Origin of the sequence: Salipiger marinus, from assembly GCF_035481585.1 — a bacterium.
Lineage (GTDB): Bacteria > Pseudomonadota > Alphaproteobacteria > Rhodobacterales > Rhodobacteraceae > Salipiger > Salipiger marinus.
Genome location: NZ_JAYKSL010000001.1, coordinates 116,820 through 143,403, shown reverse-complemented (window position 1 = coordinate 143,403; position 26,584 = coordinate 116,820). Strand labels below are relative to the sequence as shown.

The 26,584-nt window shown below is 66.7% G+C and carries 26 protein-coding genes and 1 tRNA gene; 10 read left to right on the top strand and 17 right to left on the bottom strand.

Annotated elements, in window-relative coordinates; all coding sequences use genetic code 11:
- The first annotated feature begins 114 nt into the window (after positions 1 to 114).
- A complete protein-coding gene (locus VK682_RS00750) occupies positions 115 to 990 on the top strand; it encodes a 3-hydroxybutyryl-CoA dehydrogenase (RefSeq protein ID WP_230794658.1) in 876 nt (291 codons plus the stop codon).
- Positions 991 to 1,084: 94 nt separating this feature from the next.
- On the opposite strand, the gene VK682_RS00745 is transcribed toward VK682_RS00750, so the two are convergent.
- Genes VK682_RS00745 through VK682_RS00715 form a run of 7 tightly spaced genes read right to left on the bottom strand, consistent with a single transcriptional unit; the run spans position 1,085 to position 6,500 of the window.
- On the bottom strand, positions 1,085 to 1,960 hold the full coding sequence (locus VK682_RS00745) for a lysophospholipid acyltransferase family protein (RefSeq protein ID WP_230794657.1): 876 nt from the start codon (positions 1,958 to 1,960) through the stop codon (positions 1,085 to 1,087).
- Between the two features lie 37 nt (positions 1,961 to 1,997).
- Positions 1,998 to 2,279, bottom strand: coding sequence for an HPr family phosphocarrier protein (locus VK682_RS00740; protein WP_089842168.1), 282 nt, complete (start codon positions 2,277 to 2,279; stop codon positions 1,998 to 2,000).
- A gap of 33 nt (positions 2,280 to 2,312) precedes the next feature.
- Positions 2,313 to 2,711, bottom strand: a complete 399-nt coding sequence (locus VK682_RS00735) for a PTS sugar transporter subunit IIA (protein WP_089842167.1) — start codon at positions 2,709 to 2,711, stop codon at positions 2,313 to 2,315.
- Positions 2,708 to 3,631, bottom strand: a complete 924-nt coding sequence (gene rapZ, locus VK682_RS00730; protein WP_089842163.1) for an RNase adapter RapZ — start codon at positions 3,629 to 3,631, stop codon at positions 2,708 to 2,710. The genes VK682_RS00735 and rapZ overlap by 4 nt, the downstream gene beginning before the upstream one ends.
- Entirely contained in the window at positions 3,628 to 4,065 is a 438-nt protein-coding gene (locus tag VK682_RS00725; protein WP_230794656.1) for an HPr kinase/phosphorylase, read from the bottom strand. The genes rapZ and VK682_RS00725 overlap by 4 nt, the downstream gene beginning before the upstream one ends.
- 3 nt (positions 4,066 to 4,068) lie before the next feature.
- On the bottom strand, positions 4,069 to 5,796 hold the full coding sequence (locus VK682_RS00720) for a sensor histidine kinase (protein ID WP_324781306.1): 1,728 nt from the start codon (positions 5,794 to 5,796) through the stop codon (positions 4,069 to 4,071).
- 2 nt (positions 5,797 to 5,798) lie between these two features.
- Positions 5,799 to 6,500: a response regulator transcription factor gene (locus VK682_RS00715; RefSeq protein ID WP_089842151.1), complete on the bottom strand. Its 702-nt coding sequence runs from the start codon at positions 6,498 to 6,500 to the stop codon at positions 5,799 to 5,801.
- A gap of 367 nt (positions 6,501 to 6,867) precedes the next feature.
- On the opposite strand from VK682_RS00715, the gene VK682_RS00710 reads away from it, so the two are divergent.
- The 6 genes from VK682_RS00710 (at position 6,868) to VK682_RS00685 (ending at position 12,136) form a co-directional block, all read left to right on the top strand.
- The gene (locus VK682_RS00710; RefSeq protein WP_324781305.1) at positions 6,868 to 8,466 is read left to right on the top strand and encodes a phosphoenolpyruvate carboxykinase; all 1,599 of its coding nucleotides are present in this window, start codon (positions 6,868 to 6,870) and stop codon (positions 8,464 to 8,466) included.
- Positions 8,467 to 8,586: 120 nt separating this feature from the next.
- The gene (locus tag VK682_RS00705) at positions 8,587 to 9,108 is read left to right on the top strand and encodes a DUF3859 domain-containing protein (RefSeq protein WP_230794654.1); all 522 of its coding nucleotides are present in this window, start codon (positions 8,587 to 8,589) and stop codon (positions 9,106 to 9,108) included.
- Positions 9,109 to 9,358: 250 nt separating this feature from the next.
- Complete coding sequence (locus tag VK682_RS00700; protein WP_089842144.1) at positions 9,359 to 9,859, top strand: type III secretion system chaperone family protein; 501 nt, start codon at positions 9,359 to 9,361, stop codon at positions 9,857 to 9,859.
- Between the two features lie 183 nt (positions 9,860 to 10,042).
- A complete protein-coding gene (gene proC, locus VK682_RS00695; RefSeq protein WP_230794653.1) occupies positions 10,043 to 10,855 on the top strand; it encodes a pyrroline-5-carboxylate reductase in 813 nt (270 codons plus the stop codon).
- Positions 10,848 to 11,186 (top strand): tRNA-binding protein, encoded by a 339-nt coding sequence (locus VK682_RS00690; protein ID WP_089842140.1) that lies wholly within the window; start codon positions 10,848 to 10,850, stop codon positions 11,184 to 11,186. Before proC ends, VK682_RS00690 begins: the two co-directional genes overlap by 8 nt.
- Positions 11,183 to 12,136, top strand: a complete 954-nt coding sequence (locus VK682_RS00685) for a 2-hydroxyacid dehydrogenase (RefSeq protein ID WP_230794652.1) — start codon at positions 11,183 to 11,185, stop codon at positions 12,134 to 12,136. Before VK682_RS00690 ends, VK682_RS00685 begins: the two co-directional genes overlap by 4 nt.
- 19 nt (positions 12,137 to 12,155) lie before the next feature.
- On the opposite strand, the gene VK682_RS00680 is transcribed toward VK682_RS00685, so the two are convergent.
- The gene (locus VK682_RS00680) at positions 12,156 to 12,752 is read right to left on the bottom strand and encodes a thymidine kinase (RefSeq protein WP_230794651.1); all 597 of its coding nucleotides are present in this window, start codon (positions 12,750 to 12,752) and stop codon (positions 12,156 to 12,158) included.
- Positions 12,753 to 12,983: 231 nt separating this feature from the next.
- On the opposite strand from VK682_RS00680, the gene VK682_RS00675 reads away from it, so the two are divergent.
- Positions 12,984 to 13,868: a helix-turn-helix transcriptional regulator gene (locus tag VK682_RS00675; RefSeq protein ID WP_089842133.1), complete on the top strand. Its 885-nt coding sequence runs from the start codon at positions 12,984 to 12,986 to the stop codon at positions 13,866 to 13,868.
- Between the two features lie 389 nt (positions 13,869 to 14,257).
- Here VK682_RS00675 and rimO read toward each other — a convergent pair whose 3' ends face one another.
- From rimO to VK682_RS00660, 3 genes are all read right to left on the bottom strand, one after another.
- A complete protein-coding gene (gene rimO, locus VK682_RS00670; RefSeq protein ID WP_230794650.1) occupies positions 14,258 to 15,655 on the bottom strand; it encodes a 30S ribosomal protein S12 methylthiotransferase RimO in 1,398 nt (465 codons plus the stop codon).
- Between the two features lie 324 nt (positions 15,656 to 15,979).
- Entirely contained in the window at positions 15,980 to 17,761 is a 1,782-nt protein-coding gene (locus VK682_RS00665; protein ID WP_230794649.1) for an SLC13 family permease, read from the bottom strand.
- A 130-nt stretch (positions 17,762 to 17,891) separates the two neighbouring features.
- On the bottom strand, positions 17,892 to 18,554 hold the full coding sequence (locus VK682_RS00660; RefSeq protein ID WP_230794648.1) for a GcrA family cell cycle regulator: 663 nt from the start codon (positions 18,552 to 18,554) through the stop codon (positions 17,892 to 17,894).
- Between the two features lie 120 nt (positions 18,555 to 18,674).
- On the opposite strand from VK682_RS00660, the gene VK682_RS00655 reads away from it, so the two are divergent.
- Positions 18,675 to 19,484, top strand: a complete 810-nt coding sequence (locus tag VK682_RS00655) for an ABC transporter permease (protein WP_230794647.1) — start codon at positions 18,675 to 18,677, stop codon at positions 19,482 to 19,484.
- Here the strand turns inward: VK682_RS00655 and VK682_RS00650 are convergent.
- From VK682_RS00650 to dapF, 4 genes are all read right to left on the bottom strand, one after another.
- Positions 19,438 to 20,352: a DMT family transporter gene (locus tag VK682_RS00650; RefSeq protein WP_089842110.1), complete on the bottom strand. Its 915-nt coding sequence runs from the start codon at positions 20,350 to 20,352 to the stop codon at positions 19,438 to 19,440. The genes VK682_RS00655 and VK682_RS00650 overlap by 47 nt on opposite strands.
- Positions 20,353 to 20,393: 41 nt before the next feature.
- The gene (locus tag VK682_RS00645; protein ID WP_089842105.1) at positions 20,394 to 21,089 is read right to left on the bottom strand and encodes a CDP-alcohol phosphatidyltransferase family protein; all 696 of its coding nucleotides are present in this window, start codon (positions 21,087 to 21,089) and stop codon (positions 20,394 to 20,396) included.
- 287 nt (positions 21,090 to 21,376) lie between these two features.
- A complete protein-coding gene (gene mtaB, locus VK682_RS00640) occupies positions 21,377 to 22,630 on the bottom strand; it encodes a tRNA (N(6)-L-threonylcarbamoyladenosine(37)-C(2))-methylthiotransferase MtaB (RefSeq protein ID WP_230794646.1) in 1,254 nt (417 codons plus the stop codon).
- Positions 22,627 to 23,460: a diaminopimelate epimerase gene (gene dapF, locus VK682_RS00635; RefSeq protein ID WP_089842099.1), complete on the bottom strand. Its 834-nt coding sequence runs from the start codon at positions 23,458 to 23,460 to the stop codon at positions 22,627 to 22,629. The genes mtaB and dapF overlap by 4 nt, the downstream gene beginning before the upstream one ends.
- 129 nt (positions 23,461 to 23,589) lie before the next feature.
- On the opposite strand from dapF, the gene VK682_RS00630 reads away from it, so the two are divergent.
- Positions 23,590 to 23,665, top strand: a tRNA-Lys gene (locus tag VK682_RS00630).
- Between the two features lie 385 nt (positions 23,666 to 24,050).
- Here the strand turns inward: VK682_RS00630 and VK682_RS00625 are convergent.
- On the bottom strand, positions 24,051 to 25,715 hold the full coding sequence (locus tag VK682_RS00625) for an ABC transporter ATP-binding protein (protein ID WP_230794645.1): 1,665 nt from the start codon (positions 25,713 to 25,715) through the stop codon (positions 24,051 to 24,053).
- A gap of 5 nt (positions 25,716 to 25,720) precedes the next feature.
- Positions 25,721 to 26,566 carry a metallophosphoesterase family protein gene (locus VK682_RS00620; RefSeq protein ID WP_230794644.1) on the bottom strand — a complete coding sequence of 282 codons (846 nt, stop codon included), beginning with the start codon at positions 26,564 to 26,566 and terminating at the stop codon, positions 25,721 to 25,723.
- Positions 26,567 to 26,584 lie beyond the last annotated feature (18 nt).

Here is a 26,584-nt window from a genome sequence, read left to right as displayed (position 1 = left end):
CATGAAGCTTGCCATTTCGCTAATCCTAAAATGCCACAAAAATTGCCCGCTGCCGCCTTGCGGCCCGCCCGCCCGCGCGCCTATTGTTGCGGCGGAAAAACGGGGATCCGCGCCATGGAAATCAACAGCATCGGGATCATCGGGGCAGGGCAGATGGGCAATGGCATCGCCCATGTCATGGCACTGGCCGGTTACGAGGTGCGGCTTTCGGATGTCAGTCAGGACACGCTCGACAAGGCGGTGGCCCTGATCGAGCGCAATCTTGACCGTCAGGTGAGTCGCGGCAAGATCTCCGCCGAAGACCGCGATGCCGCCTGCGCGCGCATCCGTCCCACGCTGGACGTGGTCGACGTGGCGCAGACCGATCTGGTGATCGAGGCGGCGACCGAACAGGAAGCCATCAAGCAGAAGATCTTCGACGGGCTGCTGCCGCATCTCAAGCCCAACACCATCCTGACCTCCAACACCTCCTCGATCTCGATCACCCGGCTGGCCTCGCGCACCGATCGTCCGGAAAAGTTCATGGGCTTCCACTTCATGAATCCGGTGCCGGTCATGCAGCTGGTGGAGTTGATCCGCGGCATCGCCACCGACGAGGAGACCTATCGCGCCTGCCTCGCCGTGGTGGACCGTCTGGGCAAGACCGCCGCCTCCGCCGAGGATTTCCCGGCCTTCATCGTCAACCGCGTGCTGATGCCGATGATCAACGAAGCGGTCTATACGCTCTACGAAGGCGTGGGCAATGTCCGCTCCATCGACATGGCGATGAAGCTGGGCGCCAACCACCCGATGGGCCCGCTGGAGCTTGCGGATTTTATCGGGCTCGACACCTGTCTTGCGATCATGAACGTTCTGCATGACGGGCTCGCCGACACCAAATACCGCCCCTGCCCGCTGCTCACCAAATATGTCGAGGCGGGCTGGCTGGGCCGCAAGACCCAGCGCGGCTTCTACGACTATCGCGGCGAAGAGCCCGTGCCCACCCGCTGAGCCGCCTGCGGCTTCCAGCGGCCAAAAATATCCCGGGGGAGTCCGCGTCAGCGGACGGGGGCAGAGCCCCCCTGCGCCCTGACCTGTGGCAGCCTCAGCTGCCCTTCAGCGCCAGCGTCGTCTCGCGCAGCCATGCCACGAATTCGCGCTGCTTGCCGGACCAGCTGCGCACCATGTCGGGGGTGATCGGCTCACCCACCACCGGCGACTGCGGCCGCCCGCAGGCATGCATCACCTCGTGGATCAGCAGCCCCTGCCGCAGCGTCGGAGAGATGCGGTTGGCCAGCTGATAGGCGCGGGAATTCTGCCCCGGGAAATAGACCGGCACCACCGTCGCGCCCGAGCGCTGGATCATCTTTGCGGTGAACGGGTTCCAGCCCGCCTCCACCGCCGGGCCAAAGGCGGTTTCCGAAGCCGCCACCACGCCCGAGGGGAAAAGCGCGATGAGCCCGCCGGTCTTGAGATGCTCCATGGCGAGGGCGCGCATCGCCAGACCCTTTTCCCGCGCGTTCTCTTCATGCGGGAAGGGCACGGGGATCATGAACTGGGTGATCTCCTTGACCCCGGTCAGCAGCGACCGCGTCAGGATCTTGTAGTCGGTGCGCACCCGGCCAATGATCTCGGCAAGGATCATGCCGTCCACCAGCCCGTGCGGATGGTTGGCGACCACGATCACCGGACCCTTGCGGGGAATGCGCGCGATCTGCTCCAGCGGCGTCTGCAGGTCGATCCGCATATGCGCCAGCGCCTGCGGCCAGAAGGCCTGCCCGTCGGGAACACCCGCGCGCTCGAACCGGCGCACCAGCTGGATCAGCGGGATTTTCCCCGTCGCCCATTCAAGCGCACGGATGGTGTTGGCCTTCCACGGATTCGTGAAGGTGTTGGCATAGCTCAGCTTGCGCTTGTCATAGGGGGCGTGGTCGGGAGGGGTTGCTCCCTGTCCGGCCGAAGCCCGATAGCTGTCCACCATGCGCCACTCTGATCCTACAGGCTCCCCGCAGGGAGTCTCAGTTGTCCTCGCCGAAACGATTCGCCACCAGAGCTTCAAGCGCCTCAGCCAGCGCCTCGGCATCCGGGCCCGAGGTTTCGACCTCAATAGAGGTTCCTTTCGAGGCTGCCAACATCAAAAGCCCCATGATGCTGTCGCCAGAGGCGCTCATCCCGTCGCGCGTGACCTCGGCACGGGCGTCGAAGCCTTCGACCACCTCCACCAGCTTGGCGGAGGCGCGGGCATGCAGCCCCTTCTCGTTGACGATCTTCAGCCTGCGGGTGGCGGTGCTGTTGCTCATGTCGGGCACTTTCGGATTCCGGGTCTTTCGGCCCTACGGGGCATCAGGCTTGACGTTCTGACTGTCAATATACTTTCGCCCCGCCTCCAGCGCCCCCCGGACCGCATCCGGAACGGTCAGCTGGCGGCTTTTTGCCAGCTTGATCAGCATGGGAAGGTTCATGCCGTAAAGGATGCGGCGGTTCTCGGGCTGGCAGGCCATGAGGCTCAGATTGGAGGGGGACCCACCGAACAGGTCGGTGACCAGAACCACCCCGTCGCCGGTATCGACACGGTCGGCGGCGTCGCAGATTTCCGCCTGCTTGATCGCGCGATCGTGATCGGCTTCGATGGAAATGGCCAGCACGCCCGCCTGTGCGCCCACGACATGTTCCACCGCCGCAAGATATTCCCGCGCCAGACCCCCATGGGCCACGATCACTATGCCGATCACGCCTGCGACCTCTCGTCCAGTCCCTCGCGCCCGCCAGTTCCGGTCAGGCTGCGCCGCTCCAGCTCCCTGTGTCTAGTTGACACCTGCCAGCCATGCTCTGCAAGGGCACGGGACATCGTTTCTGTGACAGTCACCGAACGGTGTTTGCCGCCGGTGCAGCCGAAACCGAAGGACAGATGCGCCTTGCCCTCGGTCTTGCAGGCGGGCAGGGCGAACAGCGCCAGATCCACAAGCCGCGTCACGAAGGGGTCGAACAGCGGATCCGCCTCGACATGCGCGCGCACCCGTGCATCCAGCCCGGTCAGCGGGCGCAGATCCGGCTGCCAGTGCGGATTGTCCAGAAACCGGCAGTCGAACACCCAGTCGAGCCCCTGCGGCAGGCCGCGCTTGTAGGAAAAGGACTGCAGCGACACCGCCATGCGCAGATCCAGCCGCTGGGCGAACCAGTGCTGCAGCTGGTCGCGCAATTCGTGCGGGGAAAGCTCGGAGGTGTCGATCAGGATGTCGGCCACCGCGCGCGCCTCGTCCAGCAGGGCCAGTTCCCGCGCGATTCCTTCGGTAAAGGCCGCATCCGGCGCCAGAGGATGCCGCCTGCGGGTTTCGGAATAGCGCCGTGCCAGCACCGAAGGCGAAGCATCCAGATACAGAAGCTGCGGGGCAAGCCCGGGCCGGGTGCCAAGGTCGCGATGCAGATCCAGCAGGCCCTGCACGCTGAAATCCCGGTTGCGCACATCCACCCCCAGCGCCATGGGCCGGGTCAGGGCCGCGCCGTCCAGCAGGCGCGGGATCAGCCGCAGCGGGATGTTGTCGATCGCCTCGAAACCCAGATCCTCCAGCACGTTGATGGCCGTGGACCGGCCAGCCCCGGAGGGCCCCGTCACGAGGACAACGCGTTGATGGCCTGGCGGCTGCTCGGTCATGTTTCCGGATCCCTTCGACCACCCTTCACATATTGAAGAATGGCTGCGGGAAAATAGGGATGCGCGGCTTTGTGAAGCAAGGGGATATTTCGCCCGTGCAGCATGGTTTCACGGCGCTGCGGCAAGCGCGCCGCTTCGGTCTGGTCCAGATCCACGACCAGCGCCAGTGCAGCGCGCGGCGCGGGCGTGGCGTGCAGGAGGCCGATGCCGCGCGCCTCGATCAGGCCGGCGATTGCGGCGGGGGCCGAAAGCCAGAGCCGGGGGCCCTCGGCGGTGATCACCACCCGGTCATCGGCCACCAGCTGCGCGCCGCGCGACATCAGCTCCAGCGCCAGTGCCGATTTGCCCGACCCCGCAGCCCCGCGGATCAGCAGGCCGTGCCCCTCCACCGCCACGGCGGTGGCGTGCAGGATCAGGGGCTTCGGCACCTCCATGGCTCAGACCGGCAGGCCCACGACAAAGCGCGCGCCCAGCGGTTCCGAGGTCACGTCGGCTTCGGTCGGACGGATGTTCTCGGCCCAGATCACCCCGCCATGCGCCTCGACGATCTGCTTGGAGATGGCAAGGCCAAGGCCGGAATTGTTGCCGAAGTCATTTTCGGGCCGGTGCGAGTAGAAGCGTTTGAAGATCTTCTGCAGCGCCTCTTCGGGGATGCCGGGGCCGGTATCCTCGACCACCACCAGCACGCGGTTGTCACGGCGCCGCGCCCAGACCCGGATCGCGTCGCCATCTTCGCAGAAGCTGACGGCATTGGTGATGAGATTGACGAAAACCTGCGCCAGCCGCGGCTCCAGCCCGCTGATCAGAATGGGTTTTTCGGGCAGGTCGGTGATGAATTCGATGCCCTTCTTGCGCGCGTCCTCTCCCAGAAACTGGGTCAGGTTGCCGATCATCTCCAGCAGGTTGAATTCCTGCTCTTCTTCCTTGACCAGTTCGCTGTCCAGCCGCGAGGCATTGGAAATGTCGCTGACCAGCCGGTCCAGACGCCGCACGTCATGTTCGATCACGCTCAGCAGCTTTTCGCGATGCTCTTCCTTGCGGACGATGCGCAGGCTGCCGATGGCGGAGCGCAGCGAGGCGAGCGGGTTCTTGATCTCGTGCGCGACATCGGCGGCGAACTGTTCGTTGCTGTCGATCCGGTCATAAAGGGCGGCCACCATGCCGCGCAGCGCGCCGGACAGCCGCCCGATCTCGTCGGGGCGGGCGGTCAGGTCGGGGATGCGGATGCGGCGCGAGGTGTTCTTGCTGCGGTTGCGGTCGCGCCCGATTTCGGCGGCATCCGCCAGATCGGAAATCGGATTGGCGATGGTCGAGGCCAGAACAAGGCTCAGCCCGATGGAGACCAGCGTGGCGATCACGAACATCTGCAGCACCCGCTCGCGCTCGGCGCTGACGGCGGCGTCGATCTCGGAGGCGGGGGCGACCATGGCCACGGTGCCCAGCACCACATCCCCCTGACGGATCGGCGAAAAGGCGGTGAATTCGATGCCGCCCTCCGGCCCGCTGCCAGAGCGCACGCGGGTCTGGGTCGGGTCATCCGCCTCCATCATGCGGCGCAGCCGGTCTTCGGTCCCCAGCGCGGGACTGTCCTCGAAATAGGAAAAGAACCCCGCGACCATGCGCCATGTCCGGTCAAGGAAATCCGAAATCAGCGTGGACCGGTCATCGGGCTGCAGCGCGCTCAGCATCGGGTCGGGCAGGGTGCCGCTGGTCTCTCCCACCAGAAAGCTGCCGGTGTCAAAGACCAGAAGTTCCACCCCCTGATAGAGGTCGATCCCCTCCAGAGTCGCGGACATGTCGATCCCGTCGGAGGATCCAAGGCTGACCGGCGCCCCCGCGGGCAGCTGCGCCTCGAACACGTCGGCGACCAGTTCGACCTGCGCGGTCATCGCGCTGGCCCGCTGCAGCGCCAGCGTATCGCGCGAGGAATTGAGCCAGAGGATCCCCGCCACCAGCACGTTCAACGCGATCAGGTTGAAGGTGATGATCTTGCGGGTCAGCGGCGAGCGGTTGAGCGAAAACAGGGTGCGCCGCGCGCGGCTGTCGCGCAGCTCTTTTTCTACCGTGCTGTCCGGGGCGATCCAGTCATCGCCCAGAACGACATCGGCGTCCTGCTGGTCGCCCGTGCGGTCGCCGCGCATCGAGATCCTCTCGGCGAAGGTCATCGTTATTCTTCGTTGTAACGATAGCCGATGCCGTAGAGCGTTTCGATAGCGGAGAATTCCGCATCCACGGTCCGCATCTTCTTGCGCAGGCGCTTGATGTGGCTGTCGATGGTCCGGTCGTCCACATAGACCTGATCGTCATAGGCCACGTCCATCAGCTGGTCGCGGGATTTCACGAAGCCGGGCCGCTGCGCCAAGGCCTGCAGCAGCAGGAATTCGGTCACGGTCAGCGACACGTCCTGACCTTTCCACGACACGGAATGGCGCAGCGGATCCATTGTCAGCGACCCGCGGAGCATCAGCTTGGTGTCTTCGGTATCGCCCACCACGTCACCCGCCACCGCTTCCTGACGGCGCAGCAGCGCGCGGATGCGTTCGACAAGCAGCCTCTGGCTGAACGGTTTTTTGACATAATCGTCGGCGCCCATGCGCAGGCCCAGAACCTCGTCGATCTCGTCGTCCTTGGAGGTCAGGAAGATGACCGGCATCCGGGATTTCTGCCGCACGCGCTGCAGCAGATCCATGCCGTCCATGCGCGGCATCTTGATGTCAAACACCGCCATATCCGGCATTTTCTTGTTAAAGGCGTCCAGAGCCGCCTGTCCGTCATTATAAGTCTCAACCTCGAAGCCCTCGGCCTCGAGCGTCATGGAGACGGATGTCAGGATGTTCCTGTCATCGTCCACGAGCGCGATTCTGGACATGGCAATGGTTCCTCATACTGCTCTGGAGCTGACTTTTTTGTCATCACTATGCGGGGTTTCGCCTTTTTCAACAATCCGAATCTGCGAATCAGGTCTATCTCCGGGCTGGATTGCAGCGGAAATGTGGTAAGGAATGACTAAAATGCCTCAGTCGGCTGGCGCCAGCGGGCGCTGCTTGCGCTCCCATTCCCGGTGCTAACGCTAAAGGTGATTTGGTTGCGCTAACCTCTCCTCAGCCTTCTGTTCTTGGCGGCAAGCCCCGTGTTAAAGCATCCGGTACCGGCGGCGCGCGTCTCCGGGGGACGGAGACGGTTCCGTCCGGATAAAGACCGCCGCCCCCTCTCGCGCGGCTACAGGAGCTTGGCAGATGACATTTGGACGGGTGAACCCGCAATTCCGCCTTGAAGATCAAGGGATCGAAGGGCTGGGCAATGTCTATTACAATCTTATGGAGCCGGCGCTGATCGAGGCCGCGCTGAAACGCGGGGAAGGCACGCTGGGCAAGGGTGGCGCCTTTTACGTCACCACGGGCAAGTTCACCGGCCGGTCGCCGCAGGACAAGCATGTGGTGCGCACGCCCTCTGTCGAAGACAAGATCTGGTGGGACAACAACCGCGCCATGACCCCCGAAGGGTTCGACGCGCTGCATGCCGACATGGTCGAGCACATGAAGGGCCGCGACTATTTCGTGCAGGATCTGGTGGGGGGCGCCGATCCCGCCCATTCCATCAAGGTGCGGATGGTGACCGAACTGGCATGGCACGGCCTGTTCATCCGCCACCTGCTGCGCCGCCCCGAGCGCGAGCAGCTGGACGAATTCCTTGCGGATTTCACCATCATCAACTGCCCCAGCTTCAAGGCCGATCCCGCCAAGCACGGCTGCCGCAGCGATACGGTCATCGCGCTGAACTTCGACCGCAAGATGATCCTGATCGCCAACACCGAATATGCGGGCGAGAACAAGAAGTCGGTCTTCACCCTGCTGAACTACCTGCTGCCGCTCAAGGGCATCATGGCGATGCACTGCTCGGCCAACCATGCGCCGAACAACCCGGTGGATACGGCAGTGTTCTTCGGCCTGTCCGGCACCGGCAAGACCACGCTTTCCGCCGATCCCGAGCGGGTGCTGATCGGCGATGACGAACATGGCTGGTCGGATCGCGGCACCTTCAACTTCGAAGGTGGCTGCTATGCCAAGACCATCAACCTGTCGCCCGAGGCCGAGCCGGAAATTTTCGCCACCACCTCGAAATTCGGCACCGTGATCGAGAACATGGTCTTTGATCCCGAGACCTTCGAGCTTGATTTCGAGGATGACAGCCTGACCGCCAACATGCGCTGCGCCTATCCGCTGGAGTATATCTCCAACGCTTCGGCCACCGCGCTGGGGGGGCATCCCAAGAACATTATCATGCTGACCTGCGACGCCTTCGGCGTGCTGCCGCCGATCGCGCGGCTGACCCCGGCACAGGCGATGTATCACTTCCTGTCCGGCTTCACCTCCAAGGTGGCAGGGACCGAGCGCGGCATCACCGAACCGCAGCCGACCTTCTCCACCTGCTTCGGCGCGCCCTTCATGCCGCTGCGCCCCGAGGTTTATGGCAACCTGCTGCGCGACAAGATCGCCAAGCACGGCGCGACCTGCTGGCTGGTGAACACCGGCTGGACCGGCGGCGCCTATGGCACCGGCCACCGCATGCCGATCAAGGCCACCCGCGCCCTGCTGCATGCCGCGCTGAACGGGTCGCTGGTCAAGGTGGAATTCCGCAAGGATCCGAATTTCGGCTTCGAGGTGCCGGTGCAGGTGGAGGGCGTGCCCGAACTGCTGCTGGATCCGCGCCGCACATGGTCCGACAAGGAAGCCTTTGACGCGCAGGCGCAGAAGCTGGTGAAGATGTTCTCTGACAACTTCGCACAATATGTCCCCTATATCGACGAGGACGTGAAGGCCGCCGCCATCGGCTGAGCCGGAGAACCTGACAGTCTGCAGCCTCTCCCGTCACGCGGGGGAGGCTGTTTCATGTGAAGCATCCTGCGGTTGCCGCAAGCCCCGCGCGGCCCCATATAGGCTGCGATGGAGATCCGCTTGCGCCTTGCCCCGATCCTGACCGCGCTGTGCCTTGCCCTGCCTGCTTCGGCACAGGAGGCCGGGCTGCGGCTGTTGGATCATGGCGTGATCTGTCAGGTCACCTCCGAAGGCACGATCGCCGCCCCCCAGACCGAACAGGGCCGTCTCAACCTGATCGCGCAGGACCGGGACATCGACGTGACCACCACGCTTGTCCCTGCCGAGCTTGGGATAAGTTTTGGCATCCGTTTCATCTCCGAAGGCGGCAGCGCGCCGCAGCCCGTGAGTGTGGTGCTGACCCATCCGCCGATGGGGCCACGGGGCGTGACGCGGCAGAGCTGGGTCACCGTGCTGCATCCTGATGATCCGGGACTGGCGCTCTTCACCTTTGAATTTCCTTACGAAATGGTGACCGGGCGCTGGACCCTCGCGCTGGAGGGCGAAGGGGTGCGGCTGGCGGAACAGGGGTTTGACGTGGTGCCCGCCGAGGCCGCCGCCACCGTGCTTGCCGCCTGTCCCGGCCCGGTGCCCATGTCCTGATCCGGCTTTCTGTGGACAGGTCCGGGAAAGGCCCCCACCTGTCCACAGGGAATCACTGGGCACAGGTTGAACGATCCCCGGTCTGATCCACAACTTATTGTAGGCGTCAAGAATATTTCGCTTTACAGCGGGGCCATGGCACAGGCACGATATGTGGTAAGAGGAACGGGGTATGCCCCACCCTCTGGAGCAGGCACCTAGTTTTTGGGGCGCTGTCGGGCCCAAAAACTACAACCATAAGAGGTGGCGCATGGCACTCTCCGAAGTGTTCCTGAGCGACGACATTCATCCCATCGACATCGTGGAGACGCTGGCCGAACATCACGACTGGGATTTTGACCGGATCGCCGAGGATCAGATCGCCATGGCCGTCGTGGGCCAGTGGCGCAGCTATTCCGTCACGCTGGCCTGGTCGCCGCGCGACGAGACGCTGCGGCTGATCTGCACCTTCGAGATGGAGCCGCCGGAGGCGGCGCTGTCGGAGCTTTACGAAGGGCTCAACGCGGTGAACGACCAGTGCTGGGCCGGTGCCTTTACCTACTGGGCCGAGCCGAAGCTGATGGTCTACCGGTACGGGCTGGTCCTGACGGGGGGGCAGACCGCCGCCCCCGAACAGATCGACATGATGATCACCAGTGCCGTCACCGCCTCGGAGCGGTATTATCCCTGTTTCCAGCTGATCGCATGGGCGGGGAAATCGGCGCAGGAGGCGCTGCAGATCGCCATCGCCGAAGCCTACGGCCGCGCCTGAGGGGAGGGTTGCCGGGGGCTCTGCCCCCAGCCGCCTGCGGCGGCTTCCCCCGGAGTTTAACAGGCAAGATGAAGGGCGTGCCGCCGCGAGGAGGCGCGCCCGTTCTGTCTGTGGCGGCATTGCACCGCAGTCGGGGGCCGCGTATCACGGCAGCAGAGCGGGACCGGACGGGAGAGCGGGACGATGGATCAGGAGATTGCGCGGCGCGGGCTGGTGCTGCTGGGCTGCGGCAAGATGGGGTCGGCGATGCTGGAGGGCTGGCTGGCGCGCGGCCTGCCCGCAGCATCGGTCTGGGTGCGGGATCCGCATCCTTCGGACTGGCTGCAGGTGCAGGGCGTGCATCTGAACGAGGCGCTGCCTGCGGATCCCGCCATCGTGCTGGTGGCGGTGAAGCCGCAGATGATGGCCGGGGCGCTGCCGGATCTGGCGGCGCTGGGCAATGGCGCCACGCTGTTCCTGTCGGTGGCTGCCGGGGTGACCATCGCGCAATATGAGGCGATGCTGGGCGGGGCGACCCCGGTGATCCGCGCCATGCCGAACACGCCTGCCGCAGTGGGGCAGGGGATCACCGCGATCATCGGCAATGCCCATGCCACCGCCGCGCATCTGGATCAGGCCGAGGCGCTGCTGTCTGCCGTGGGGCAGGTGGTGCGGCTGGAGGCGGAGGCGCAGATGGATGCGGTGACCGGGCTGAGCGGCTCTGGTCCGGCCTATGTGTTCCACCTGATCGAATGTCTGGCGGCGGCGGGCGAGGCCGAGGGGCTGGCACCCGATCTGGCGCTGCAGCTGGCCCGGGCCACGGTGGCGGGCGCGGGCGCGCTGGCCATGGCATCGGGCGCCGATCCGGCGGAACTGCGGCGCAACGTGACCTCGCCCAATGGCACCACGCAGGCCGGGCTGGAGGTGCTGATGGATGCAGAGCGCGGCCTGCCGCCGCTGGTGCGCGCCACGGTGGCCGCCGCCACCCGCCGGTCGGAGGAGCTTGCCCGTGGCTGAGATCAGCTATGACGATTTTCTGGCCGTCGACATCCGCGCGGGCCGGGTGATCCGGGCCGAACCTTTTCCCGAGGCGCGCAAGCCCGCCATCAAGCTGTGGATCGATTTTGGCCCAGAGATCGGCGAGAAGAAAAGCTCGGCCCAGATCACCGTGCATTACACCCCCGAAGCGCTGGTCGGCACGCAGGTGCTGGCGGTGGTGAATTTCCCGCCGCGCCAGATCGGGCCGTTCCGGTCCGAGGTGCTGGTGCTGGGGGTGATGGACGAGGGGGGCGCCGTGGTGCTGGTGCGCCCGGACATGGATGTGCCTTTGGGAGGACGCCTGCATTGACCAAGATTCTGATCGCCCGCAACCTGCCTGACAGCGTGGTGGCCGAGGCCCGCGCGCTGTTCGACGTGACCTACCGGGACCGTCCCGAGCCGCTGAGCCGCGACGAGATGTGCTCTTCGCTGGCCTCGTATGACGGGGTGCTGATGACGCTGGGCGATCTTTATGACGCGTCGGTCTTTGCCGAGGCGGGGGCGCCGCGCGCCCGGATCCTTGCCAATTTTGGCGTGGGCTACAACCATGTCGACGTGGCGGCGGCCAAGGCGGCGGGGCTGGTGGTGACCAATACCCCCGGTGCCGTCACCGATGCCACCGCCGACATCGCGCTGACGCTGATGCTGATGTCCTGCCGCCGTGCGGGTGAGGGCGAGCGGCTGCTGCGGTCGGGCGCGTGGCAGGGCTGGCATCCGGTGCAGATGCTGGGGCTGCACCTGTCGGGCAAGACCGTGGGCATCCTTGGCATGGGGCGCATCGGGCAGGCCATCGCGCGGCGCTGCCATTTCGGCTTTGGCATGAAGGTCGCCTATGTCAGCCGCTCCGAAAAGGCGCTGGAGTTTCCCGCCACCCGCATGGACAGCGCCGAGGCGCTGGCGGCGGCGGTGGACGTGCTGGTGACCGCGCTGCCCGGCGGGGCCGAGACCCGGCACACGGTAAATGCCGGGGTGCTGGCGGCGATGAAACCCAGCGGGCATTTCATCAACATCGCGCGTGGCGATGTGGTGGACGAGGCGGCGCTGATCGCCGCCCTGCAGGACCGCCGCATCGCGGGGGCGGGGCTGGATGTCTACGAGCAGGAGCCGCGCGTGCCCGAGGCGCTGCGCGCGCTCGACAATGCGGTGCTGCTGCCGCATCTGGGCACCGCCGCGCTGGAAGTGCGCGAGGAGATGGGGCGGATGGCTGTGGCCAATCTGCGGGCGTTTTTTGCCGGAGAGGACGTGCCGAACCCGGTCTGATCCCGGTCCGGAGGCGCGGTCAGGCGCTGGCGGGGGAAACGGGATCGCCTGTGGCGTCCCGCCAGTGCTTCCGACAGAGCGAAACGTAGGTTTCATTGCCGCCGATCTGCACCTGATCGCCTTCGGTGGCGGCGCGTCCCGCCGCATCCTGCCGGATCACCATTGTGGCCTTGCGCCCGCAATGGCAGATGGTGCGCACCTCGCGCAGCGTGTCGGCCAGCGCCAGCAGCGCCGCCGAGCCGGGAAAGAGCTTGCCGCGAAAATCCACCCGCAGCCCGTAGGCCATCACCGGCAGGTGCAGGTCATCCACCACCCGCGCGAGCTGCCAGACCTGCGCTTCGGTCAGGAACTGCGCCTCGTCGACAAAGATGCAGGCCAGCGGCTGTGCCGCCGCCTGGGTGATGCGGGTGAAAAGGTCATCTTCGGGGCCGAATGTCTCTGCCGCCTGTCCCAGCCCGATGCGCGAGCCGATGCGGCCCGGCCCCGCCCGCGTGTCCAGCCGCGCGGTCAGCAGGAACACGTCCATGCCCCGCTCGCGGTAGTTGTGCGCGGCCTGCAGCAGCAGCGTGGATTTTCCCGCATTCATGGTAGAATAGTGAAAATGCAGCTTGGCCATGGCGCCCCTCTGCCAAAGCTTCGCGGGCAGCGCAAGGGCGCGATAGGGTAGGCAAGCTGTGCGTTTGGAGTAGCTTCCTATATCTTTTGACATTTGCCAGTGACCTTAAAAGGCGTCAAACTCTGGCAAGCGCCTGATCCAAGAGGCCCGTCGCCCGATCCGACGGGTGCGTCCGCGGATGCACCTGACCGCGACACCGGCCCGCCCGGCCCCGACTTGTTGAGAGGGATTGTGACCGACCTGCGCCCTTCCAGCCGCCGCCGTCCCATGATGGCTGCCGAGCAGCACGTGCCCGAGCTGCTGCAGCGATTCCTGATCGATCTGGAAACCACGCAGGGATCGGAAGAGGTCTGGCGGCTGATCGTCTGTCTGGGCCGCGAACTGAAGCTGCCTTGCGTGGATTTTATCGGGGCCAGCGCCTATCGCAACTGGAAGAAGACGCTGTTCCTGCGCACCTCTTACGACTCCGCCTGGCTCAGCGCGTATAACGCCGATCCGGATCTGGCGCGCTGGTCCTATTTCCGCAGCCATGCCATGGACCGGCTGACGCCGATCGCGGTCGGGCTGGAGTTTCTGGACGATTACCATCCTCTGCCCGAGGCGCGGGTGGCGGTCCTGCGCGAGGCGGCGCGGCGCGGCATGCGGGCGGGGTTCTCCATTCCGCTGCGCCAGAACGCGCCGTCGCAGGTCGGCCTGCTGACCTTCACCGGCAACCATTCGCGCCGCGACATGCAGCGCATCATTCAGGCCCATGGCTGGACACTCAGCATGGCGGCGCTGACCGCGCATCAGCGCTACATGTATCATTTCACGCGCGAATTTCCCGAGCGCAACCAGATCACCGGCAAGCAGCTGGAGCTGCTGGAGATGATCGGCGCGGGCCATCAGGACAAGCAGATCGCGGCGCAGCTGGAGATCTCGGTCTCTGCCGTGCGGCAGCGGCTGAACGCGCTGATCCAGAACACCGGGCTCAGCTCGCGCACCGAACTGGCGGCGCTGGCCATGTCGCTGGGCGTGCTGCCCGATCCGCTGCACAAGGCCTGTCAGGCGCAGGTCGACACGCAGGGCGCGCTGGAGGACGAGGCGCTGGATCTGCTGATCCTGTCGGGCACCTGAGGGCAGACAGGCAGGGTGCCGGCAGTCCGCGTAAAAACGGGATGCCCCCGGCAATGGGCGGCATCCCGTAACCTATCAATCCACAGCTTTAATGTCTTGCCCCCGAAGGGAAAATCGATGCCGCGCCCGACGGGGGCTTACGGGATCGCGCATGGCGCCCCGGTGCTCCCCGGCGCTGCCGGATCTGCGTGACCCATCCTGGATGGACCCTCCCTGCCGAACCGACCGAACACCAGAAGGTTACCGCATCGTGAAGAGTTTGTCGCGGATCCGAAGCGGTTGCACCCGGGCAGGGCACCGGGCCCGCCCGCGATTTTTGCCGGGTCACCTGTCATTTCTTGCAGGTTTTGGCCGCGCCACCCCTTACGGGCGGCGCGGATCGGCGCGACTCAGACGCGGGGGGAGGCGATCATGCGCCCCCACAGATCATATTCCCCGGCCTCCTCGACCTCGACCGTCACCAGATCGCCGGGCTTCAGCGTCTCGAACCCTTCGTCGATGAACAGGTTGCCGTCGATCTCGGGCGCGTCGGCCATGGTGCGGCAGGTGGCGGCCTCGTCATCCACCTCGTCGACCAGAACCTGCATCTGCCGTCCGACTTTTGCGGCCAGCTTCGCCTCGGAAATCGCCTGAGCCTTTGCCATGAAGCGGTCCCAGCGGTCCTGCTTGACCTCGGGCGCGACGTGATCGGGCAGGGCATTGGACCGCGCGCCCTTCACGTCCTCGTACTGAAAACAGCCGACCCGGTCCAGCTGCGCCTCGTCCAGCCAGTCGAGCAGGGTCTGGAACTCCGCCTCGGTCTCGCCGGGATAGCCCACGATGAAGGTCGACCGCAGCACGATCTCCGGACAGTCGGCGCGCCATGCCGCGATCTCGTCCAGCGTGCGCGCGGCGGCGGCGGGCCGGGCCATGCGCTTCAGCGTGTCGGGATGGGCATGCTGGAACGGAATGTCGAGATAGGGCAGGATGCCGCCCGCCCCGCTGCCGGAGGCGCCCGCCATCAGCGGGATCAGCTCGCGCACATGCGGATAGGGATAGACGTAATGCAGCCGCACCCAGGCGCCAAGGCTGCCCAGATCCCGCGCCAGATCGAGGATGGGAAACTTCGCCTCCCGGTCCTTCCAGTCGGTGCCATAGGCGCTGGTGTCCTGACTGATGACCAGCAGTTCGCGCACCCCGGCTTCCACCAGCTTTTCCGCCTCGCGCAGCACGGCGCGATGCGGACGGCTGCTCAGGCGCCCGCGCATGTCGGGGATGATGCAGAACTTGCAGGCGTGATTGCAGCCCTCGGAAATCTTCAGATAGCTGTAATGCCGCGGCGTCAGCTTCACGCCCGCCGCAGGCAGCAGGTCGACAAACGGATCGGGCGAAGGCGGCACGGCGCGATGCACCGCATCCAGAACCTGCTCGTATTGATGCGGGCCCGTCACCGCCAGCACCCGGGGATGCGCGCCGGTGATGTAGTCGGGCTCGGCGCCAAGACAGCCGGTGACGATCACGCGCCCGTTCTCCGCCAGCGCCTCGCCGATCGCCTCAAGGCTTTCGGCCTTGGCGCTGTCCAGAAAGCCGCAGGTGTTCACGATCACCGCATCCGCCCCGGAATAGTCCGGCGAGATGCCATAGCCCTCGGCGCGCAGCCGGGTCAGGATGCGCTCGCTGTCCACCAGCGCCTTGGGACAGCCAAGCGAGACCATGCCGATGGTCGGCTGGCCGGCACGGCGGGTGTCGGAAATGCGCGCGCGCGCGAGGTCGGGGCGAAGATCGGGCGGATTCTGCATCCCGCGCATATACGCCCTCTCCCCGGCGCCGCAAAGCCCCTCCGTCGCGCTTCCATTGGCTGAAAATATCCCGGGGGAGTCCCCGCAGGGGACGGGGGCAGCGCCCCTTGTCTTTATATTGTCCGCCTGTGGCGGCCAGGCGGGCAGCGCCCCCTGTCTTTATATTGTCCGCCTGTGGCGGCCAGGCGGGCAGCGCCCCCTGTCTTTATATTGTCCGCCTGTGGCGGCCAGGCGGGCAGCGCCCCCTGTCTTTATATTGTCCGCCTGTGGCGGACGGGCGGGCAGAGCCCTCTGTCTTTCTTTGTCCGCCTGTGGCGGCCGGGCGGGCAGCCCCTATGCCGCCAGCCACAGGATCGCGGCGCAGGCTGCCAGTGCCGCCACCCCGTTCATCGGCAGACCGATGCGCAGGAAATCGGCGAAGCGGTAATTGCCCGCGCCATAGACCAGCGTGTTGGTCTGATAGCCGATGGGCGTGGCGAAGCTGGCGCTTGCGCCAAACATCACTGCCATGGCCAGCGCGCGCGGATCAAGCCCGGTCGCCTGCGACAGGCCGATGGCGATGGGGGTGAACACCACCGCCACCGCGTTGTTGGTGACCATCTCGGTCAGGATGGAGGCGATCAGATAGACCGCCAGCAGTGCCAGATAGGGCGGCAGGCCGGACACGAAGGGCGCCACCAGATCCACCACCAGCGCCACGGCGCCGCTGTTCTGCAGGCCCAGCCCGATCACCAGCATGGCAAAGATCAGCACGAGGATGGAGCCGTCCAGCGCGCCCCATGCCTCGTCGGCGTCGATGCAGCGCAGCATCAGCATGGCCGCCACCGCCAGCATCGACAGCACCGCGATGCTCATCACCCCCATCGCGGCCAGCACGACGACCACGGCCAGCGCCACCAGCACCAAGGGCGCGCGGCCCCGGCGGAAGGCGCGCCCGGTGGGACGGCTGACAGAGATCAGCTGCGCCTCCTCCTCCAGCGTCTCGAAGGCCGAAGCGGGCCCTTCCAGCAGCAGCTTGTCGGCGGGTTTCAGCCGCACCGCGCCCAGATCCGGCCCGGGATTGTGCTCGTGCCGGTGCGCGCCCAGCACCCGCACCCCGAAGCGGCGGCCCAGCGACATCTCGCGCAGCGACCGGCCCAGATTGGGCTTGCGCGGCGCCACCACCACCTCGACCGTCACCAGTTCGCCTTCGGCGGGCTCGCCCCGGCGCAGGCCGACGCGGAAGCCGGGATCGGCATGCAGCGTCAGCAGTTCCGAGGTGGGCGCGCGCAGCACCAGCACGTCGCCCTTTTCCAGCACCTGATCGGCCACGGTGCCGCGCAGCGGCTCTCCCTTGCGGCGCAGGCCCAGCACCCGCAGCCCGCCCCGCGACAGCGCCGCCACCTCGCTGACCGTCTTGCCCGCATGGGTCTCGTCGACAAGCGCCGCCTCCGACAGGAAGGTGGTCTCGCCCAGCATCTGGTCGGGGTTGCTGGCATCGCGGTCGGGCAGAAGCGCGCGGCCAAGGGCGCCCAGCGTGGCAAGCCCTGCCAGCGCCACGACAATCCCCACCGGCGTGATCTCGAAGATGCCGAAGGGCTCCAGCCCTTCGCGCTGCGCCACCCCGTCCACCAGCAGGTTGGTGGAGGTGCCGATCAGCGTGCAGGTGCCGCCCAGAATCGCCACATAGGACAGCGGGATCAGCAGCCGTGTCGGCGCCACCTTCAGCGCGCCCGCCAGCCGGATCACCACCGGAATCAGCACCAGCACCACGGGCGTGTTGTTCACGAAGGCCGAAGCCAGCAGCGTGACCGCCACGATCAGCCCCAGCGCCAGCCCGGCCCGACGCTCTGCCTGTGCGATCACCATGTCAGAGATCGCCTCCAGCACGCCGGTGCGCACCAGTGCGCCGGACAGCACGAACATGGCGGCGATGGTCAGCGGCGCGGGGTTGGAAAAGACCGACAGCAGGTCGTCCTGCGACACGAAGCCAAGGATCACGAAGACCGCGGCAAGGCCGGTGGCGGGCACTTCGGGCGGATAGACCTCCCACAGGAAAAACCCGAACAGCGCCACGATCAGCAGCAACGCAAGCGGCGCCTGATAGGACGCCCCGATCTGAAGGAACTCTGCCATCTGCCCGTTTCCATCTCTGCCCAACGGACTCAACGCCGCGACGCGGCATCGCGTTGCTCCGTGTCGCAGAAAAAGATGCGGGCCCCGCAAAAGGGGGCCCGTCGGGTCGGCAGAGGAGGGCGCGCGGCGCCTAGCGGCGGCGGTCCCGGCGCGAGGACATGGGCTGGAACGCCACGCCCACATGCGCCTCGCAATAGGGTTTGCCCTGCTGCACGGGCAGGCCGCAGAACCAGAAATCCGGCGTCGCGGGATCGCCCACCGGCCATTTGCAGGTGCGTTCGGTCAGCTCCATCAGGGTCAGCCGTTTGGCCTTCTTTTCGATCTCGCTGACCTTGGCCAGCGCCTCGGGGCTGATTTCATTGGCCGAAGGCTGCGGCGGCAGGGGCTGTCCCGCAGGCACGATGGCCTTGCGCGCGGGGCTGGGCACGGGACGGGTTTCCGCCTCGTCCATGTCCTCGTCCATGTCGATATCCACCGGAGCGCGCTTTGCGGGCGCGTCATCTTCCAGTTCGGCCTCTGGCTGCGGGGCGGGTCTGCCCTTGGTTTCCTTGATGATCTTCGCCTCCTTCGCGGGCGGTGCGGCGGGCGCCGCGGGCGGGGCTGCGGGCGCCTGTGCCGGCACCGGGCCGGGAGCGCCGCCGGGCCCCGTCCGGTTGGACAGGCCAAGCCGATGAACCTTGCCGATCACCGCATTCCGGGTGACGCCGCCCAGTTCCTTGGCGATCTGGCTGGCCGACTGGCCTTCGGCCCACATCTTCTTCAGCAGCTCGACGCGCTCATCCGTCCAGGACATATCGGATCCTCAGCTTGAAAAAAGCGGCCTCGCTGAGGGCCGCCTGGAAATTCCATCGGAGGCCCTATTGTAGTCATCGCCTGCGGAGTTACAAGCCGGGGCAAAGGAAAGGACCGCCCCATGACCACGTCCCGACGCATCGCCCCCGGCACCCGCCGCTTCGGCAGAGTCAACTGGCTGGGGCTGGCGACGCTCTGCCGCCGCGAGATCCAGCGCTTTCTGGCGGTCTGGACCCAGACCCTGCTGGCGCCGCTGGTCACTGCCGGGCTGTTTCTGGTGATCTTCACCATTGCCATCGGCCCCACCCGGGGCGAGGTGCTGGGCGTGCCCTTCACCGAATTCATCGCCCCCGGCATCCTGATGATGACGGTGATCCAGAACGCCTTCGCCAACAGCTCCAGCTCCATCGTGATTTCCAAGGTGCAGGGCAATATCGTCGACACGCTGATGCCGCCGCTGGCGCCGTTCGAACTGGTCATCGGCTATCTGGCGGGCGGTGTCGCGCGCGGCATTGTGGTGGCGCTGGCGATTCTGGCGGGGCTGTTCGTGGCCACGGGGCAGGTGCCCGCGCATCCGCTGCTGCTGGCGGTGTTCGTGGTGCTGGGCGCGGCCTTCCTGTCTGCCGTGGGGGTGGTGGCCGGGCTTTTCGCCAACAAGTTCGACCAGATGGCGGCGATCACCAACTTCATCGTGACCCCGCTCGCCTTCCTGTCGGGCACCTTCTATTCGGTGGAGGCGCTGCCGCCCGGGCTTTACGAGATCACCCATGTGAACCCGGTCTTCTACCTGATCGACGGGGCGCGCTATGGCATGATCGGCGTGTCGGACAGCAGCCCGATGCTGGGGCTGGCCGTGGCGGTGGGATCGACCGCGCTGGTGGCGCTTATGGCTTGGGGGCTGTTCCGGACCGGCTGGCGGCTGAAGGCCTGAGCCGCGCCTCCCGCCACGCCAGCAGGGCGGCGCCCGCCACGATGATCACCGCGCCCGCCGCCGACACGGCGTCGGGGATCACGCCGAACAGCGCCAGATCGTAAAGCGCCGCAAAGACCAGCGTCGCATACCAGAACGGCGCCACGAAGCTGGCATCGGCACGGGCGATGGCGGTGATGAAACAGGTCTGCGCCAGCGCCATCAGCCCGCCGATTCCCGCCAGCGCCGCCCATTGCGCCGGGGTCGGGGCCTGCCAGACAAAGGCCGCGGCAAGGCTGGCAAGGACCACGCCGATCACGTTGTTGACCAGCAGGATCTGGAAAGCGGGCTCGCGCCCCGACAGCCGCTTGATGACGATGGTCTCGCAGCCCAGCATCAGGGCGGCACCAAGCGCCAGCAGCGCCTCGGGGCGGAAGGCCTCCGGGGTGGGGCGCAGCAGGATCATCGCGCCCGCCAGCGCCAGTGCCGCCGCCGACAGCCGCACCGGCCCCACTTTTTCGCGCAGGATCAGCGCCGCCAGCAGCAGCGCCACCACCGGGTTCAGAAAGCTGATCGCCGTGGCATCGGCCAAGGGGATGAAGGCGGCGGCGGCGAACATGAAGCTGACCCCGCCCCAGCCGAACACCACGCGCAGCGTATGGGTGCCCCATGCCGGGCGGTGCAGCCTTGGCCGCAGCACCGCCGCTGCGGTGGCAAAGGCGAGAAAGGCGAACAGGAACCGCCCCTGACTGACCTGCAGCGGGTGCAGCGCGGGCCCCAGCGCGCCGGTGCCGACGGCCTTGGCCAGAAGCGTGGTGCCCGCCACAAGGCTGGAGGCTGCGAGCGTCAGCAGCGCCGCCAGCGCGGTATTCGGAGCAGGGGGAATCATGGCGTGCGGCGCGGGCGTGGCGGCGGGGGTCGCGCTGCGGCTCACCGCGTCCGCGCGGGAATAAGCTGCTGCGCGATGCCCGCGAACAGCAGGTAAAGCGAGGTGGCGACCAGCCCCCAATGCGCCCAGCTTTGCGGATGGAATTCGACCCATGCCGCCCAGCCCGCAAAGAAGGTCCATGCCAGCGCCATGGGCAGCGACACCGCGCGCCAGCGTTCGGTGCGCACGGGGTGGATGAATTTCATCGGCAGGAACATCGCGATGGCCAGCACCGAGACCAGCGTCAGGATCACCCAGAAATTCGGCTGCAGCGCAAAGAGCACCAGCACCAGCATGTTCCAGCAGCCGGGAAACCCGCTGAAGGAATTGTCCGCCGTCTTCATCCGGCTGTCGGCGAAATACAGCGCGCTGGCAAAGGTGATGATGATGATGGCGATCCAGCCGGTCCAGCCGGGCAGCAGATCCGAATGGAACAGCGCAAAGGCCGGGATGAACACATAGGTCAGGTAGTCGATGATCAGATCCAGCAGCACCCCGTCAAAGCGTGGTGCGTTGGTCTTGACGTCATAGCGGCGGGCCAGCGGACCATCGATGCCATCAACAAAAAACGCCACCACGAGCCAGAGGAACATCAGCGCCCAGTCTTCGCGCGCGGCGGCCAGTAGCGCCAGCATGGCAAAGACCGCGCCTGTGGCGGTGAAGAGATGGACCAGAAGGGCACGGCTTTGGCGTTGCATGACCGTCCTCATGACTCAAACCGGGGACTCATGCAACGGGTGCAGGCATCCCCCCCTCGGGCAGCGGATCGCGGACAGGGTTGGCGCGCGTGGCAGGCTCCTGTCCGACGCCTTCGGCCAGAGGTGCCGCAGGATCGCCGAGACCGCACCAGATGCCGGTGGGCATGGTCCGCCCGGGCGCCAGCAGGACCAAACGTGCCTATGTCGGCGCGGCGGCAAGGCCCGGTCATGGACCAAGCCGATGCCGCGCCCGGCCTGCATGCGCCGGAATTCGGATCCGGGTCGTGTCAGGCGGTCAGACGCGCGCCGTCATGGCCGGTGATGGTGGCGGTGATGATCGCACCTTCGGTCTGCGGCGCGCGCAGCGTCACCTCGGTGAACTGCTCGGTCCGGCCCATATCGGGCGCCTCCATCAGGATGCGGTGGGTGACACCCTGCTGTGCCGCCAGATGGCGCTGCACCGCCGCCTCGCCTGCGGCGCGCAGCCGGGCGGCACGTTCCTTGATCACCCGGCCATCGACGCGGGCGGGAATGCGCGCGGCGGGAGTGCCGGGGCGGGCGGAATAGGGAAAGACATGCAGCCATGTCAGGCCGCAGTCTTCGACCAGCTTCAGCGAATTGTCGAAATGCGCCTCGGTCTCGGTGGGGAAGCCCGCGATGATGTCGGCTCCAAAGGTCAGGTCGGGGCGCAGCCTGCGCGCCTCCTCGGTAAAGCGGATGGCATCGTCGCGCAGATGGCGGCGCTTCATCCGCTTCAGGATCAGATCGTCGCCATGCTGCAGGCTCAGATGCAGATGCGGCATCAGGCGCGGTTCGGTGGCGATGGCCAGCATCAGGTTGTCGTCCGCCTCTATCGAATCGATCGAGGAGATCCGCAGCCGCGGCACATCCGTCAGCCGCAGCAGCCGCATCACCAGATCGCCCAGCCGGGGCGTGCCGGGCAGATCCGCCCCCCAGGAGGTCAGATCCACCCCGGTCAGCACCACCTCGTTATAGCCCTGCTGCACCAGCCGCTTGACCTGATCCACCACCACACCGGCAGGGACCGACCGCGAATTGCCCCGGCCATAGGGGATGATGCAGAAGGTGCAGCGATGGTCGCAGCCGTTCTGCACCTGCACATAGGCGCGGCTGCGCGTGCCGAACCCGTCGATCAGATGACCTGCGGTTTCGGTCACCGACATGATGTCATTGACCTGTACCCGCTCGGTGTCGCCGATAAAATCGGGACGCAGCCCCTGCCACGTTTCCGGCGCCATCTTTTCGCTGTTGCCGATGACGTGATCGACCTCCGCCATGGCGGCGAAGCTGTCGGGGTCGATCTGCGCGGCGCAGCCGGTGACGATCAGCCGGGCCTCGGGGTTTTCGCGGCGCAGGCGGCGGATTTCCTGCCGGGCCTTGCGCACCGCCTCGGCGGTCACGGCGCAGGTGTTCACGATGACCGCATCCTGCAGCCCGGCCTGATCGGCCAGCGCCTTCATCGCCTCGGTCTCGTAGGCGTTGAGCCTGCAGCCCAGCGTGGTGAATCGCGGCGCGCTCATGCCACCTGCTCCAGCCATGCGGCGCTGAGCGTGCCGTCGAACACATGCGCGGTGGCGCCGGTCATCCAGACGCCATCCTCGCGCCAGTCGATGATCAGCGTGCCGCCATCCAGATCCACCGTCACCTGCCGCCCGGTCAGGCCGCGCCGCGCCGCCGCCACCGCCGTGGCGCAGGAGGACGAGCCAGAGGCCAGCGTCACCCCGACGCCGCGCTCCCAGACCCGCATCCGCAGATGATTCGGCCCGGTCAGGCTGGCGACCTGCACATTGGTGCGCTGCGGAAAGAGCGGGTGATGCTCATGCTTGGGGCCGATCTGCTCCAGCGTCACGGCTTCGGCATCCGGCACGAAGAAGGTGCAGTGCGGATTGCCCATGCCGGTGGCGGTGGGGGAGCCGTCGATGGGCAGCTCCAGCGTGTCCATGGCATGGGCCAGCGGAATCTCCTGCCAGTCAAGCTGCGGAGCACCCATATTGACCGAGGTCAGCCCGCCGCCCGCATCCACCGCGCGCAGGGTGCCGCGTTCGGTGACCAGATCCAGCGCGTCGCGCCCGGTTTCGTCCATCAGCCAGCGCGCGATGCAGCGGGTGGCATTGCCGCAGGCGCCTGCGGTGGATCCGTCGGCGTTGTAGAAGGTCAGCCGGGCATCGCCCGCGCCATGGGTGACCAGCGCAAGCTGGTCGAATCCCACGCCGCGATGCCGGTCGGCCAGCGCACGCGCCAGCGCCGGTGTCACCTCGATCTGGCGGGCACGCCCGTCCAGCACGACGAAGTCGTTGCCAAGCCCGTGCATCTTGAGAAAGGGCAGAGTCTGTGCGCGTGTCTGATCCATCCGCGGCCCTATACGCCTGTTGCGAGGCCCTTTCCAGAGTCTGGACCCGTCCCGAAACACGGATGTTGGAAAAATGTGATTTTTCGGGTTGACCCTACCCTCCGCTCTTTCTAGAAGCGCCCCCACAGTGGGCCGTTAGCTCAGTTGGTAGAGCAACTGACTTTTAATCAGTGGGTCGCAGGTTCGAATCCTGCACGGCTCACCACTAAACTCCTGAAAGTTGAGAAAAGTTTTCCCCTTCGGGGGCCGTCTTCCGCGTGTCGTGGTATCCTCGCGCGGGAGGGTCCGGATTAGGGCGAAATCAGCGGATTCTGCCGCATCAGCCTGCCTTTTGCGGGGGCCGCTGGCCCGTGTCGCAGCGCGGGCAGGTCAGGCTGCGCCGATGGCCGATTCGTCCGCGTTCCTGCCCGAATCGTTCTGAGCCGCCCGGCGGAGGGTCCGCATCCTTCCCATTCCGCGAACCAACCGGCGCGGGGCGGGTGAGTCGGACCGACTCACCGCCCCTGAACCGGCCGCAGGCTCTGCCCGCCCGTGATGCGGCAGGCGCGGTTTGGCCCCGGCCCGGCCTCAAACCTGCGGGCACGCCGGGGTCAGGTGAGCGCCAGAGCGTCCTGCCGAATCCCTGCCGCGGCAGTCCCGATATCGGCTCGCGGCACGGCGGCCATCAGGCGGCGGGTATAGGGATGGCGGGGGGCATGCAGAACCTGCGCCGTCTCGCCCTGTTCCACGATCTCGCCCTTGAACATCACCGCGATGCGGTGGCTGACCCGTTCGACCACGGCGATGTCATGGCTGATGAACAGAAAAGAAACCCCCTCCTCGCGCTGGATGCGGGCCATCAGATCCGTCACCCGCCGCGCGGTCGAGACATCAAGCGCCGAGACGGCCTCGTCCGCCACGATGATCTGGGGCGTCACCGACAGCGCCCGCGCGATGCAGATCCGCTGCCGCTGCCCGCCCGAAAACTGGTGCGGATAACGTTCCGCCGCATCGGACGGCAGACCCACACGCTCCAGCAGGTCGCGCGCCATGGCGTCGCGTCCCCTTGGGGTCACCATGCCGTGCAGATGGGCCGGTTCGGTGATCAGATCGCGGATCGACATGCGCGGGTTGAGCGCGGCATAGGGATCCTGAAACACCATCTGGATCCGCGCCCGGTGGGGTTTCAGCGCCGCCGCGCCAAGCGTGTCGATCCGGGTGCCCAGCAGGTCGATCTCGCCGGAGGCAGGGTCAACCAGCCGCATCACCGTGCGCGCCAGAGAGGACTTGCCGCAGCCGCTTTCTCCCACCAGCCCCAGCGTTTCGCCCCGCCCCAGCGTGAGGGAGACGCCGCGCACCGCCTGGACCGGCGCCCTGCGGGAAAAAATCCCCCCGCCGCCATAAGTCGTCACCACATCGCGCAGCACCAGCACCGGCTCGGCCCCTGTCAGCGGGGCAGGGGAGCCGCCGCCAAGCCGTGGCGTGGCGGCCAGCAGTTCGCGGGCATAGTCGGATTTCGGCGCGGCGAAAAGATCGGCCTTGCGCCCCTCCTCGACAAGGTGGCCATCCTTCAGCACCAAGACCCGGTCGGCGATTTCGGACACGACGCCAAGGTCGTGGGTGATAAAAAGCACCGCCATCCCCAGATCGCGCTGCAGCCCCGCGATCAGGGCCAGAATCTCGGCCTGCGTGGTGACGTCCAGCGCGGTGGTCGGCTCGTCCGCGATCAGCACGTCGGGTTCGCAGACCAGCGCCATGGCGATCATCACCCGCTGCCGCAGCCCGCCGGACAGTTCATGCGGATACTGGTCCAGCCGCTGGTCCGGTTCGGGGATCTGGACCCGCTCCAGCGCGGCGCGGGCGGCGGAGCGGGCGGCGCGGCCCCGCAGGCCGCGATGCAGGGCCAGCGTTTCGGCCAGCTGCGCACCGACCGTCATCACCGGGTTGAGCGAGGTCATGGGTTCCTGAAACACCATTGCGATCCGGTCGCCCCGGATCGCCCGCAACGCGGCGGGGGGCAGGGTGGTGATCTCGACCGTGGTGCCGGGGGTCTTTGCGCAGGCCAGCCTTATGTGCCCTCCGGTGATCCGCCCGCCCTCGCGTTCGATCAGCCGCAGGATCGACAGCGCCGTGGCGCTTTTGCCCGAGCCGCTTTCACCCACCAGCGCAAGCGTCTCGCCCCGATGGATGTCGAAACTCAGCCCGTGCACCGCCTCGGTGGAGCCGAAGGCGACGCGCAGGTTCTTGACGGACAGGACGGGAGGCTGGGGCAGCATCGGGCTCACTCCGCCGCGAGATCGGCAGGACGCGGGGCCAGCGCCGGTGTCCAGCGGAGCCGCGCGGGGGTCAGGCGGGTTTCGAAGGGATCGTCCCCGAAGACCTGCCAGTGCACCGTGTCGCCAAGCTCCAGCATCCCCCAGGCGCGGGCCGGCTCGCCCGCGGTGGTGAAGCTTTCGGTCAGGCTTTGCTGGGTCATGTGCGGGATGCCGTCCACGGTGGTGACGGTGTTCCAGTGGACATGCCCGGCGATGGCCGCAACAGGCACACGGGCTTGTGCGAGCGCGGCCCGGGCGCGTTCGGCCTGCGGATAGGTGGACAGGCCCGGGCTGCGCTGGAAGTAGTAATTGCCGGTCTGGGCATGGCCGGAAATCGGCACGTGAGAGGCCAGCAGCGTCGGCTTCTCCGCCTGCTGCGCCATGCGCGACAGCCACAGCAGGTCGCTTTCGGGCAGGTCGAACCCGGGGCGCGGCACGTTGCGGTGAATGCGCGCATCCGCCCGCCACAGCGCCAGCTGCCACGCGCCAAGGTCGATCACCTCGGACACCAGCGGCACGCCAAGGATCTCCTCGTTTTCGGCCACGCTCAGATGGTCGCGGTCATGATTGCCGCAGACATGGTGGACGGGCGCATCGATGCGGGCAAAGATCCCGGCCACCTCACGTTCCAGCCGGGCATCGGTCTGGCTGTCCACGTCCGAGATCCGGTCGCCGAGGTCGAGCACCATGTCGGGTTTCTGGCCGTTGGTCCATTCCGCGAAGGCGGCGAGCAGCTCCAGCGCCGTGTCGCCCCGTTTGGTATGCGAGGGGGCGCCGTGGTGGATGTCGGTGACGATGGCGATCCGGGTCATGTCGGTCTCCGTATTGGG